Raw genomic sequence first — 12,747 nt, 5'->3', positions numbered from 1 at the left:
CGTCACCGAGCGCCAGCGAGGCGGCGACATGCCTGAGGTCACTGACGGCAACGGTGTCGGCGGCCGGCGCACGACGCCGCCGACACCGGCCCCGACGTCCAAACCCAAACCCACCTCACGAGTCCGCATGCCGGCGGCCCAGCGACGCGAGCAGTTGATCGCGACCGGGCGGCAACTCTTCGCCGAGCGCGGTTTCGACGCCACCTCCATCGAGGAGGTCGCGGCCCGCGCCAAGGTCTCCAAGCCGGTGGTGTACGAGCACTTCGGCGGCAAGGAAGGGCTCTACGCGGTGGTGGTGGACCGGGAGGTCCGGGCCCTGCTGGACCGGATCACCACGGCGTTGACCGCCGGGCATCCACGGGAGTTGCTGGAGCAGGCGGCCCTGGCCCTGCTGGGCTACATCGAAGAGGAGACCAGCGGTTTCCGGGTGCTGGTCCGCGAGTCGCCGTTGATGTCCGGCACGGCCAACTTCAGCAGCGTGATGAACGACGTGGCGCACCAGGTCGAGCACATCCTGGGCGCCGAGTTCAAGAGCCGCGGGTACGACCCGAAGCTCGCCGAGCTGTACTCGCAGGCGCTGGTCGGCATGGTGGCACTGACCGGTCGCTGGTGGCTGGAGGTGCGCAAGCCGCGCAAGGAGACGGTGGCGGCGCACCTCGTCAACCTGGCGTGGAACGGGTTGTCGCACCTGGAGGCGAAGCCGACGCTGATTACCGCCCGACGCCGCTGATCGTGGGTCAGCGCCGGTGCACGTCGGCCACCGGGTGTTTGCGGTTCTCCAGCTCCGCCGCGGCGTGCTCCGGTGGGCCGACCTTGTCGTAGAGGCCGGTGCCGAGCAGGATCAGGCCGAACAGCATCGACACGACCACTGTCGACATGGAGAAGTTGAGGAAGTTCGCTCCGGTCTGCAGCACGGACATCATCAGGATGCTGGTAACCAGGAACACCACCCCGGCGGTGAGGTTCATGTAGTGGCCGAGGTTGGTACGCCGCGAAGCCCCGATGATCAGGACCACTCCGAAGACCACCGAGGCGAGCGAGAAGGCCAGGTTGGTGCGGAGCCCGAGGGCCCAGGTGCTGCTTCGGTCAAAGAGCGGGTCGCCGATCGTCTCGGCGATGCCCCAGACGCCGAAGACCAGGATGTAGACGCCGATCAGGCCGGAGAGGACCCGGTAGAGCGGCCGTGCCGGATGGTTCACCGGAAAGTGCGGCATACCCCTGATCCCCGTCCACCTGAGTTAGACCGTTTCAGGAGGATTGTCACCCAAGGCAGAGCCAACTGTCCGAAGAACCCCAAAGCCGGAAGGGTCCGCCGAATGGCAGGACCAGGTCAGGTTTTCGCCGGAGCCCGAGCTGCGCAGGGATCAAGCCTGACCGCCCGGAGCAGCTCGGGCTCCGGCGAAAACCCACAACGGCAACCAAACTCGGGAAGCTCAGAGCACAAGCCGAGCCTTCTGGAAAGCCTCCGCCTCCTCGTCCGACCCGACCTTGCCGTACATGCCGACCACCAGCAGCACCAGAGCGGTCGCCATCACGACCATGACGGTGACGATGCTGAAGTTGAAGATGTTGGCGTCGGTCCGGATGAACGCCAGACCGGCCAGGCTCACCACCATCAGGGCGTACGCCAGCCACTGGTTGATCGCCACGTCGATGTTGCGGCCGAGCGCGGTGCCGACCAGCACGACGATCCCGAGCAGAACGGTGAGCAGCGAGAAGCCGAGGTTGGTGCCCTGACCGAGGACCCGGGTGTCGTCCTGGGCGAGGATCTCGTTGCCGGTGCTCGCGATGATGCCGAGCACACCGAAGACCACCAGGTACAGACCGGTCAGCCCGCCGATCGCCCGGTAGACCGGCCGCGCGGGATGGTTGACGGGGGTGTGGGCCATGTCTGTGTCTCCAACGCCGTGGGGTGAGGTGTCGCCGACGATTGTCCCGCATGTGGCGGTGTGACGCCGCACACGGCCCCCGGGCCGGCGCGTTCGGCCCGGTCAGCTCTCGGGAAGCTCCTCGGCGAGCGTCATCCAGCTCTCCTCGATCCGCTCCCGCTCGGCGCGCAGATCCTTGAGCTGGGCATCCAGATCGGCGACCCGGGCGTAGTCGGTGGCGTCCGCCGCGAGCTGATCGAGCAGCGTGGTCTCGCGCTGGTCGAGCTTGCTGAGCTGCCGTTCCAGCCGGGTCAGGTCCTTGCGCGCCTGACGGACCTCGGCGGCGGACATGCCGCCTCCCGAGGAAGCGGCGGGCGCGGAGGGCGACGTGCCGCCCGGCCGTGAGAATCCGGCCCGCTCCGCGGTCCGGGCGAGGTACTCATCCACACCGCCCGGCAGGTGCACCAACCGGCCGTCGCCGAACATCCCGTACGCCGTGTCGGTGACCCGCTCGATCAGGTAGCGGTCGTGGCTCGCCACGATGATCGTGCCGGGCCACGAGTCGAGCAGGTCCTCCAGCGCGGCGAGGGTGTCGGTGTCCAGGTCGTTGGTGGGCTCGTCGAAGAGCAGCACGTTGGGCTCGCCGGCGAGCAGCCGCAGCATCTGCAACCGGCGGCGTTCCCCACCGGAGAGGTCACTGACCGGGGTCCAGAGTCGGCGGTCGTCGAAGCCGAACACCTCGGCGAGCTGCGCGGCCGAGACCTCCCGGTCGCCGAGTTGCACCCTGCGGGCGACCTCCTCGACGGCTTCGAGCACCCGCAGGTGCCCGGGCAGCTCGCTGAGCTCCTGGGAGAGGAATGCGGGCCGCACGGTGGAGCCGGTGCCGAGACGGCCACCGTCGGGGCGGGTGATGCCGGCCAGCATCCGCAGCAACGTGGTCTTGCCGGCGCCGTTGGCACCGAGGATGGCGATCCGGTCGCCCGGGCCGACCAGCCAGGTGACGTCGCGCAGGATCTCCTTGGGGCCGGCGTGCAGCTCGACGTTCTCCAGGTCGTACACCTGCTTGCCGAGACGGGAGGTGGCCATGCGCTGCAGCGACATGGTGTCGCGCGCCGGCGGCACGTCGGCGATCAACGCGTTCGCGGCGTCGATGCGGAACTGGGGCTTGGAGGTCCGGGCGGGCGGGCCACGGCGCAGCCAGGCGATCTCCTTGCGGAGCAGGTTCTGCCGGCGGGCCTCGGTGGCGGCGGCGACGCGTTCGCGCTCGGCACGGGCGAGGGTCCAGGCGGCGAAACCACCCTCGTAGGCGCGGACGGTCTGGTCGGCGACCTCCCAGGTGTTGGTGCAGACCGCGTCCAGGAACCACCGGTCGTGGGTGACCACGACCAGGGCGCCCTTGCGGCCGACCAGGTGCCGGGCCAGCCAGTCGACACCGCCGACATCGAGGTGGTTGGTGGGCTCGTCGAGGATGAGCAGGTCGCAGTCGCGGACGAGCAGCGCGGCGAGCGCCACCCTCCGGCGTTCGCCACCGGACATCGGGCCGACCGGCTGGTCGAGGCCGAGATGCGGCATACCGAGGCCGTCGAGGATGGCCCGCACCCCGGCGTCGCCGGCCCACTCGTGCTCGGCGCCCATGCCCTCGGCGAGCCAGGCGGTCCCGAGCACCACGTCCCGGACGGTGGCGTCGGGGGCGAGCGTGAGCTGCTGCGGCAGCCAGAGCACGCGCAGGTCACGGCGGTGGGTCACCCGGCCGTCGTCGGGGTCCTCCTGCTTGGTGAGCAGCCGCAGCAGGGTGGACTTGCCGGCGCCGTTGAGGCCGACCACGCCGATCCGGTCGGCGTCGTCCAGGCCGAGCGAGACGTCCGTGAGCAGCCGCCCGGCGGCGCCGTACCCCTTGGACACCCGGTCCAGATTGACGATGTTCGCCACATTCCACCCTTCATGATCAAAGCGTCCCGGTGCCGGCGGGCACCTGGACGCCTGACCCAAGGGTACGCGGACGACATGGATGGCCGCGCCGCGCGCCCGGTGGGACGCGCCGTCAGCCGACGCGAGCGCCGGCGACCGGACCGTGCGCGACCCGGGCCTCCCGGCACACGCCCGCGGCAGTCAGCTCGGCGGCGATCCGCTCCGCGTCTGCCTCGTCGGCGGCGAGGAACACGCAGGTCGGCCCGGAGCCGGAGACGATGCCGGTGAGCGCGCCGGCCGCCTCACCGGCCTTGAGGGTGTCGGCCAGCGCCGGGCGCATGGCCAGCGCGGCGTCCTGGAGGTCGTTGCCGAGCGTCCGGGCGAGCACCCGGGGGTCACGCTGGCGCAACGCGCCCAGCAGCGCGTCAGTGCTGCCCAGCGGGGCACCAGCGGTCCCAGCATCGCGGAGCCGATCCAACTCGCGGTACGCGGCCGGGGTGCTGAGGCCGCCGTCGGCGACCGCCACCACCCAGTGCCAGGAGGTGGGGCGAGCCAGCACGGGGCTGATCGCCTCGCCCCGGCCGGTGCCCAGCGCGGTGCCGCCGTAGATCAGGAAGGGCACGTCGGAGCCGAGGTCAGCGGCGATCCCGGCCAACTCGTCGCGGGACAGCCCGGTGCCCCAGAGCGCGTCGCAGGCCACCAGCGTGGCGGCCGCGTCGGCGCTACCGCCGGCCAGCCCACCGGCGAGGGGGATCTGCTTGCGCAGGTGCAGTCGGGCGTGCGGCAGCACCCCCGCGTACCCGGCGAGGGCGTGCGCCGCGCGGATCACCAGGTTGGTGTCGTCCAACGCCAGCTCACCGGTGCCCTCGCCCTCCATGGTCAGGGCGAGGGTGTCACCGCGGCGGGCCGTCAGCTCGTCGTAGATCGAGATGGCGTGGTAGACCGTGTTCAGCTCGTGGAAGCCGTCCCGGCGCAGCGGGCCCACCCCGAGGTGCAGATTGACCTTCGCCGGCACCCGGACCTTTACCGGGCCGATGGCCCCGCGTCGCTCGTCCTCGCCGTCCGGTCGCCAGGCCTCGGTCACGGGGTGATGTCCCGTACGCGCAGACGAATGTCGAACGGCTTGGCCACGATCAACTCCTCGGCAGAGTCGGCGGCCAGCTCGTACCGGCCGTCGACCAGGTCGTACGCGTACACGTGCACCGGATTCTGCTCGATCCGCCAGTAGTGCGGGATCCCGGCATCGGCGTAGTCGGCCGGCTTCTCCAGCCGGTCCCGCCGACGCGTGCCGGGCGAGACAACCTCGACGGCCAGCATGACCTGCTCAGCCTCGAAGTAGTGGTGGTCGGCCGCCACCGGACGCTTGAGAAGCACGACGTCGGGTTCGAGCGAGTTCCGGTAGTTGATCGCTACCCCGACGGCGGTGGCCGGCGTCAGGTCGACCGGCGCGTGCTGCCGCAACCACATCCACAACAGGTTGCCGATGTTCTGATGACCAATGGTCGGGGAGGGAACCACGACGAGGACTCCGTCACGTAGCTCGACGCGGGGGGCGTCGTCGGGCAGGGCCAGCACGTCCTCGATGGTGTGGTTGGCCAGTCGCTGCCGGATGGGGTCCGGGGTCCACATCCCCTGGGCGGCGGGCTCGATCGGCTGCGCGGTCACTCGTACACCTCCTCGGCGGGCACGGCGTCAGCCTACTTCGCGGCCCGCGTACCGACCGGAGCCGACGCGGCGATGGCGGTGAACTGCTCGACGGTCAGTGACTCCCCCCGGGCACCGGGGTCGACGCCCGCCGCGGTGAGGGCGGCGGCGGCCCGGTCCGGGCCGCCGGCCCAGCCGGCCAACGCGGCCCGCAGCGTCTTGCGCCGCTGCGCGAACGCCGCGTCGACCACCGCGAAGACCGCTTCCCGCGGTACGTCGGCTCGGGGTGGTTCGCGGCAGGTGAAGGCGACCAGGCCGGAGTCGACGTTGGGGACCGGCCAGAACACGTTCGGGGGCACCCGGCCGGCGCCCCGGGCCTGGGCGTACCAGGCGAGCTTGACCGACGGGATGCCGTACACCTTGGAGCCGGGACCGGCGACGAGCCGGTCGGCGACCTCCTTCTGCACCATCACCAGGCCGTGCCGCAGGGTGGGCAGCACGGCGAGCAGGTGCAGCACCACGGGCACGGCCACGTTGTAGGGCAGGTTCGCCACCAGCGCGGTCGGTGGCGGGTCCGCCAGCGCGGCGGCGTCGATGCGCAGCGCGTCGGCGCGGTGCACGGTGAGCCGGCCGGCATCGGCCCCGGCGTGCCGCGCGGCGGTCTCCGGCAGCGCCCCGGCGAGCACCGGGTCGATCTCCACGGCGTGGACGTGCCCGGCGACGGGCAGCAGGCCCAGGGTGAGCGAGCCGAGCCCCGGCCCGACCTCCAGGGCCACGTCGTCGGGGGTCAGGCCGGCGGCGTTGACGATTCGGCGCACCGTGTTCGGGTCGTGCACGAAGTTCTGGCCCAGCTTCTTGGTGGGCGCGACGCCCAGCCGGGCGGCGAGTTCCCGGATCTCCGCCGGGCCGAGGAGACCGGTCATGCCTGGCAGCGTAGCGGCGTCGTCGGGGCCGACCGTCGGGCCGGGCTCACCACGGGCCGAAGACCCGGTCGCCGTTGGCGGAGATGGCCGCGCACAGCTCGTCCAGGTCGCTGCCGGTGGTCGCGGCCAGCGCGCGGACGGTGACCGGGATCAGGTACGAGGCGTTCGGCCGGCCGCGGTGCGGCGTCGGGGTGAGGTACGGGGCGTCGGTCTCCACCAGGATCTGGTCCATGGGGGTGAGCGCGGCGGCCTCGCGCAACGCGGTGGCGCTGCCAAAGGTGACGGTGCCGGCGAAGCTGAGCAGGTAGCCGCGCCGGACGCACTCACGGGCGAAATCCGCGTCACCGGAGAAGCAGTGCAGCACCACCCGCTCCGGAGCGCCCTCGTCGTCGAGGACCCGCAGCACGTCGGAGTGCGCGTCCCGGTCGTGGATGACCAGCGTCTTGCCGTACCGCTTCGCGATCGCGATGTGTGCCCGGAAACTCTCCTCCTGCGCGGCACGCCCCTCGTCGCCGGTCCGGAAGAAGTCCATTCCGGTCTCGCCGATCCCCCGGACCCGGTCACGGGCGGCGAGTGACTCGATCTCCCGCAACGCCTCGTCGAGGTCGTCCAACCGGGGTGCCTCGTTCGGGTGCAGCGCCACCGTGGCCAGCACGGCGGGGTGCCGGTCGGCGGTGTCCGCGCCCCACTGGGAGGAAGCGACGTCCACCCCCACCTGGACCAGGCGGTCCACGCCGACCTTGGTGGCCAACGCGATCGCCACGGCGACCGGGTCGTCGGCCGGCCCGCCGCCGGGCACACCGGCCTCGCTGACCGTGATGTCCAGGTGGGTGTGGCTGTCCAGCACGGGCCGGGGCAGCGGCTCGGGGGCGGGCGGAAACTCTCCGGCCCGCCGCGCGGCACGCTCTCGACGGGATTCAGTCGGCTCGCTCATCAGCGACAGCATCACACACCGGGGCTGTCCATCTGCCCGCCACCCGACGTTCACCCCGGCTACGCCGCGCGACTCTACCGTCCCCAGTGCGCCACCGGGCCGACGCGACAGCGGGACGGTCCCCATCTCACCGAGCAGAGGGAGGTGACGGCATGAGCGTCACCCCTCAGGCCGGCGGTACCGCCGGCGAACGCACCGGGCTGCGCGTGGCGTTCGACGGCGGCGTCTACCCGGCCGAGGAGATCGCCCGAGGCGCCGCGTACGAGCTGTTCAGCGCCGACGAGGTGGCCGGCTTCGAGTGGGCGCCCCGACCGGGCAGCGCCCTGCCGTGGCGCCGGTTCGTGCACGTCACCGAGGTGACCGCGGTGCACGGGGCGACGGAGCCGGCCGACGAGCCGGAGACGCCGCTGATGATGCCCGCGCACCGCGAGCGGGGTTGGGCGTACCTGCACCAGCTCAGCCAGCAGCCGGCCGCGGCGGGTGATCCGACACTGACGGCGGCACGCGCCTCGGCCGTGATCCGGCGAGGAACCCGGATGGTGAAGATGCTCTCTGCCCGGCAGCTCGCCGGGTACGTACGGGGCTGGCTGCCGCACGGCTTCTGCTACCGCGAGCATGACGTGGCGCATCTGCGTACGCCGGCGACGACGACAGTGCTGCGCACCGACGGTGAGGTCGGCCGGGACAGCTCGGATGTGGCGTACGCGTTGCGCTGGCGGGCGTCCGACCCGGGCGACTACGACGTGCCGGTGGGCGGGGCACACCGCGGCCTGACCGCGCTGGCCTCCCGGGACCGGCTCGGCGCACCGGTGCTGGGCACGGGCTTCGTGCCGAGCAACGGTCAGCTCATTCCGGAGTTCATCACCCGGGACTTCGCCGATCTGCCGATGCCGGCGAACGCCACCCTGATCGCCTACCCGGCGGAGGGGGAGGAGGTGGTGCTCTACACCTACCAGGCCGAGCAGCGCGGGTGGCTGCGGATGGTGGGCCCACAGTGGCGGCACCTGCTGGCCGCGGTGCCGAACATCTCCCCGGACCAGGAGTACGTGCCGAACTCGGACGCGCCCCGCTCCACCCAACTTGTCGGCATGTACGGCGACAACGAGTACGAGGCGGTGGCCGACCTGCCCGGCGGGTTCCGGGTGCTGGCGAAGACCAGGGCGGCCCGTTACCCGGTGGACGCGGTGGCCCGCCGGCTCCGGTTCGCCCAGTGGCGGGGCGTGCCCTGCCTGGTGCTGCGGGAGGAGGCCGGTTGGCTGCGGATGCGACTGCGCTACCCGAACCCGGACGCGGTGGTCACGACCGGTGCGCAGTGCCACGAGCGTGGCGTCTACGAGGCGTGGGCACCGAGTGCCGAGGTGACCGACGACCAGGTGATGGACACCCGGTACGCGATGTGACGCCGTGCGGCGGCAGGGCACCCTGCCGCCGCACGCGTCCTGCGTTCATTCGGCCAGCCGGGCCAGCTCCTCGTCGACGATCGACGGGTCGAGCTTGCGGAACACCGGCTTCGGCACGGCCAACGGTCGGCCCGCCTCCAGCGACACCGACTCCCAGCGCGCGCCGACGGTGTAGTCCCCGGTGAGAATCGGGTACGCCGGACCGCCGTCCAGGTCGTCGACCTGCTCGATGACCGGCATCGGCGCGTGCACGCCGGTGCCGCCGAGCAGCTCGTGCACCTGCTGCGCGGAGTGCGGCAGGAACGGGGTGAGCAGCGTGTTCGCGTCGCTGATCACCTGGAGGGCGACGTGCAGGATGGTGCCCATCCGAGGCTTGTCCGCCTCGTCCTTGAGCTTCCACGGGGCCTGCTCGGAGAGGTACCTGTTGGCCTCGGCGACCACCTTCATGGCCTCGCCGATGGCCTGCTTCTGCCGGTGCCGGCCGATCAGGTCACCGACCACTGCGAACCCGGCCCGAGCGGTCGCGAGCAGCGCCTCGTCGGCCTCCGTGAGCCCGGCCGGGTCGACCGGCGGGATCGCCCCGAAGTTCTTCGCTGCCATCGAGACGGACCGGTTGACCAGGTTGCCCCAGCCGGCGACAAGTTCGTCGTTGTTGCGACGGAGGAACTCGGCCCAGGTGAAGTCGGTGTCGTTGCTCTCCGGACCGGCGGCGGCGATGAAGTAGCGCAGCGCGTCGGCGTCGTAGCGCTCCAGGAAGTCGCGAACGTAGATGACCACCTTGCGGGACGAGGAGAACTTGCGCCCCTCCATGGTCAGGTATTCGCTGGAAACCACCTCGGTGGGCAGGTTGAGCCGACCCAGCTCGCCCGGCTGACCGTCGCGGGAGCCCTCGCCGGAGTACCCGGAGAGCAGCGCCGGCCAGATCACCGAGTGGAAGACGATGTTGTCCTTGCCCATGAAGTAGTAGGACTGGCTGTCCTTACCGGCCCCGTCCGCGGACCACCACTTCCGCCAGGCTTCCGGATCGCCGGAGCGGCGGGCCCACTCGATCGAGGCGGACAGGTAGCCGATCACCGCGTCGAACCAGACGTAGATCCGCTTGTCCGGCCGGTCGCGCCAGCCCTCCAGCGGGATCGGCACGCCCCACTCCAGGTCGCGGGTGATCGCCCGGGGTTGGAGGTCGTCGAGCAGGTTGCGGGAGAACCGCAGCACGTTGGGCCGCCACCCGTCCCGGGTGTCCAGCCATTGCCGCAGCACCTCGGCCAGGGCGGGCAGGTCCAGGAAGAAGTGCTCGGTCTCGACGAACTTCGGGGTCTCCCCGTTGATCCGCGACTTCGGGTCGATCAGGTCGATCGGGTCGAGCTGGTTGCCGCAGTTGTCGCACTGGTCGCCACGGGCACTGTCGTACCCGCAGATCGGGCAGGTGCCCTCGATGTAGCGGTCGGGCAGGGTGCGCCCGGTGGACGGGGAGATGGCGCCCATGGTGGTCTTCGGCACGATGTAGCCGTTGCGGTACATCCCCTCGAACAACTCCTGCACCACCGCGTAGTGGTTGCGGGTCGTGGTGCGGGTGAACAGGTCGTAGGAGAGGCCGAGGCCGTGCAGGTCCTCGACGATCACCCTGTTGTACCGGTCGGCCAGCTCGCGCGGGGTCACCCCGTCCGCGTCGGCCTGCACCTGGATCGGGGTGCCGTGCTCGTCGGTGCCGGAGACCATGAGCACGTCGTGGCCGGCCATCCGCATGTACCGGGCGAAGACGTCGGAGGGAACGCCGAAACCGGAGACGTGGCCGATGTGGCGGGGGCCGTTGGCGTACGGCCAGGCCACTGCCGCGAGAACGTGACTCATGAGCAGCAAGCCTAGTGACCCGTCCGGGGCATCCGCGAACCAATGGGGGGTGCCGGGCAGGCGGACCGGTCCGACCACCCCGCCCGTTGGTCCGATTTGTCGCCGACACGCGGCTCAGCTGCCCATTCCGCCTCCTCGACCGGTGTGCAATGAACCTCGTGACTGGCAGACGAGCGGCACGGGACCACGAGGACCGTCCCACCGGGCCGGCGGTCGGCGACGACCCCGGCCCCGAGCCCGCCGCGCCCCGCAGTGCCGGGGTCGCTCCCCAGCCCCGGTTGGTGCCCGGCATCGACCCGGGTCCGGCACAGCGACCGAGCCCCACCCCACGGCCGAGCCCCGATCCACGGCCGAGCAGCAACCCCGGGCCGGACGCCGGTCGGCCGGAGGAAGAGCCGGCCGCATCGGGACGGGCTGCCGACTCGGGACCCGCCGCCGCGCAGGCCAGCGGTGAGGCCGTCGAGGTGGAGCCGACCACCGGGGCACCGGTGGACGCGGTGCCGAGTCGGGTGCCCGTCCGACAGCAGAGCCGCCGACACTCCGATCAGCGGCCCGCCGGTGACACACCGGACGACGACAGCGTCTTCTGGGCACCGATCGAGCAGGTGCACTGGGACGGCACCCCGGTCCGGGAGGACCCCCCACCGGAGCGGGACCGCAGCTTCCGGTGGCCGGGGCGCCGGTCCCCGAGCCGTCCGGCCCCACCGCCGGATCCGCTGCCCGGGCTCGCCGCGCTGGTGGTGCTGAGCCTGGTCGCGGCCTTCTTCGCCTGGGTCAGCGCCGGCCCGTTCTGGCTCGCGGTCGGGCATGCCCGGGTGGGCACGGTGGTGATCGACGACTGCACCGGCGGCGGGCTCACCCAGCGGTGCCGGGGGATCTTCACCGCGGAGGACGGGCGGTTCATCGCGCACGGTGTGAAGGTCAGCGGCGTGCCCGCCGGAGGGGACGTGGCCGGTGCACGGCTGACGGCCCGGATGACCGGCCCGGACAGCGGCACCGCGTACGCGGACGCCGGGCTGGGCCGGCACCTGCGCTGGCTGCCCGGCCTGCTGGCGGTGCTGGCCTGCACCGCCGGCATCGTCCGGTGGACCGGGTCGGCCCGGCTGCCCGGCCGCCGGCACCGCCGCTGGGCCGTGGCCGCCGCCATCGCCGGCCCGGCGCTGATCACCGTCGGCTTCCTGGTCGCCGCCTGGTGAACCCGCCGGCCGACGGGCACAGGCCCAGGCTGGCCGCCATGTCGATGTGCTGTTGAGCGGTATACCTCAGAGGTATGAATATGACCCTGAGGTATACCGCTCACTACCGCATCCGCCCTCACGAGGCCCCCAACCAGGGTTAGGAATTACTCGTCTAGGAGCGTCGGTCAGCTGTGCACGATCGTGTAGACGTCCCGGCGGCGCAGCGCGTACTCGGTGGCGACGTCGGTGATGGCGTCCCGGCGGGACCGGCCGGCGGCCTCCCGCTCGGCGACCGCCGCGCGAAGGGTCTCGTCGTCGGGGCGTTCCGGGGCGGTCACCGGTGCGCCGGCCACGACGAGGGTGATCTCTCCACGCGGGTCCCCCTCGGCGGCCCACCGGGCCAGTTCGCCAAGCGGCCGGCGGAGCACCTCCTCGTAGGTCTTGGTGAGCTCGCGGCAGAGTGCGGCCGGCCGGTCCGCGCCGAACGTGTCGGCCAGGTCGGTGAGCGCCGCACCGATCCGGTGCGGCGCCTCGAAGAAGACCAGGGTTCGCTCCTCGGCGGCGAGCGCGCGCAGCCGGGATCGGCGGCCGCCCGGGGTGCGGGGCAGGAAGCCCTCGAAGCAGAACCGGTCGCAGGGCAGCCCGGAGACGGCCAGTGCGGTGGTGACCGCACTGGGCCCGGGGGCGACGGTGATCGGCGCCCCGACCTCCAACGCGGCCCGGACCAGCCGGTAGCCGGGGTCGGAGACGCTCGGCATCCCGCCGTCGGTGACCAACGCCACCACGTACCCGCCGAGGATGACCTCGACCAACTCGGGCGTGCGCCGCTCCTCGTTGCCCTCGAAGTAGGAGACGATCCGACCGCCGACGGTGATGTCGAGATCGCGGGCCAGCCGGGTGAGTCGGCGCGTGTCCTCGGCCGCGACCACGTCGGCGCTGACCAGCACCTCCCGGAATCGGGCCGAGGCGTCGGCGGGGTTGCCGAGCGGGGCACCGAGCAGGATCAGGCGCCCAACTTCGGACATTTCACCCACGAATTCGTCT

The 12,747-nt window shown here is 71.9% G+C and carries 12 protein-coding genes; 3 read left to right on the top strand and 9 right to left on the bottom strand.

Annotation, left to right across the window (positions count from 1 at the left end):
* Positions 1-28 precede the first annotated feature (28 nt).
* Positions 29-730 (top strand): TetR/AcrR family transcriptional regulator, encoded by a 702-nt coding sequence (locus C7C45_RS14720; RefSeq protein ID WP_110564323.1) that lies wholly within the window; start codon positions 29-31, stop codon positions 728-730.
* A 7-nt stretch (positions 731-737) separates the two neighbouring features.
* On the opposite strand, the gene C7C45_RS14715 is transcribed toward C7C45_RS14720, so the two are convergent.
* The 7 genes from C7C45_RS14715 to C7C45_RS14685 all read right to left on the bottom strand — a co-directional run bounded on the left by C7C45_RS14715 (position 738) and on the right by C7C45_RS14685 (position 7,289).
* A complete protein-coding gene (locus C7C45_RS14715; RefSeq protein ID WP_110564230.1) occupies positions 738-1,214 on the bottom strand; it encodes a DUF4383 domain-containing protein in 477 nt (158 codons plus the stop codon).
* 219 nt (positions 1,215-1,433) lie between these two features.
* Entirely contained in the window at positions 1,434-1,889 is a 456-nt protein-coding gene (locus C7C45_RS14710; RefSeq protein WP_110564229.1) for a DUF4383 domain-containing protein, read from the bottom strand.
* A gap of 102 nt (positions 1,890-1,991) precedes the next feature.
* Positions 1,992-3,797 (bottom strand): ABC-F family ATP-binding cassette domain-containing protein, encoded by a 1,806-nt coding sequence (locus C7C45_RS14705; protein ID WP_110564228.1) that lies wholly within the window; start codon positions 3,795-3,797, stop codon positions 1,992-1,994.
* Positions 3,798-3,909: 112 nt separating this feature from the next.
* Positions 3,910-4,860 carry a 4-(cytidine 5'-diphospho)-2-C-methyl-D-erythritol kinase gene (locus C7C45_RS14700; RefSeq protein ID WP_110564227.1) on the bottom strand — a complete coding sequence of 317 codons (951 nt, stop codon included), beginning with the start codon at positions 4,858-4,860 and terminating at the stop codon, positions 3,910-3,912.
* Positions 4,857-5,441 carry a Uma2 family endonuclease gene (locus C7C45_RS14695; RefSeq protein WP_244200385.1) on the bottom strand — a complete coding sequence of 195 codons (585 nt, stop codon included), beginning with the start codon at positions 5,439-5,441 and terminating at the stop codon, positions 4,857-4,859. Before C7C45_RS14695 ends, C7C45_RS14700 begins: the two co-directional genes overlap by 4 nt.
* Before the next feature lie 32 nt (positions 5,442-5,473).
* Positions 5,474-6,343, bottom strand: a complete 870-nt coding sequence (rsmA, locus tag C7C45_RS14690) for a 16S rRNA (adenine(1518)-N(6)/adenine(1519)-N(6))-dimethyltransferase RsmA (RefSeq protein ID WP_110564226.1) — start codon at positions 6,341-6,343, stop codon at positions 5,474-5,476.
* A gap of 46 nt (positions 6,344-6,389) precedes the next feature.
* Positions 6,390-7,289, bottom strand: a complete 900-nt coding sequence (locus tag C7C45_RS14685) for a TatD family hydrolase (protein WP_110564225.1) — start codon at positions 7,287-7,289, stop codon at positions 6,390-6,392.
* A 140-nt stretch (positions 7,290-7,429) separates the two neighbouring features.
* Between C7C45_RS14685 and C7C45_RS14680 the strand changes: the two genes are divergently transcribed.
* Entirely contained in the window at positions 7,430-8,677 is a 1,248-nt protein-coding gene (locus tag C7C45_RS14680; RefSeq protein WP_110564224.1) for a hypothetical protein, read from the top strand.
* Between the two features lie 45 nt (positions 8,678-8,722).
* Here the strand turns inward: C7C45_RS14680 and metG are convergent, their stop codons facing one another.
* Positions 8,723-10,525 carry a methionine--tRNA ligase gene (metG, locus tag C7C45_RS14675; protein ID WP_110564223.1) on the bottom strand — a complete coding sequence of 601 codons (1,803 nt, stop codon included), beginning with the start codon at positions 10,523-10,525 and terminating at the stop codon, positions 8,723-8,725.
* Between the two features lie 149 nt (positions 10,526-10,674).
* Between metG and C7C45_RS14670 the strand changes: the two genes are divergently transcribed.
* On the top strand, positions 10,675-11,721 hold the full coding sequence (locus C7C45_RS14670; RefSeq protein WP_244200384.1) for a hypothetical protein: 1,047 nt from the start codon (positions 10,675-10,677) through the stop codon (positions 11,719-11,721).
* A gap of 167 nt (positions 11,722-11,888) precedes the next feature.
* On the opposite strand, the gene rsmI is transcribed toward C7C45_RS14670, so the two are convergent.
* Positions 11,889-12,728 carry a 16S rRNA (cytidine(1402)-2'-O)-methyltransferase gene (gene rsmI / locus C7C45_RS14665; RefSeq protein ID WP_393141047.1) on the bottom strand — a complete coding sequence of 280 codons (840 nt, stop codon included), beginning with the start codon at positions 12,726-12,728 and terminating at the stop codon, positions 11,889-11,891.
* Between the last annotated feature and the right edge of the window lie 19 nt (positions 12,729-12,747).

This window comes from Micromonospora arborensis, from assembly GCF_003205615.1.
In the GTDB taxonomy this organism is placed as follows: Bacteria; Actinomycetota; Actinomycetes; order Mycobacteriales; family Micromonosporaceae; genus Micromonospora; species Micromonospora arborensis.
This window is presented reverse-complemented; position numbering and strand designations above follow the sequence as displayed.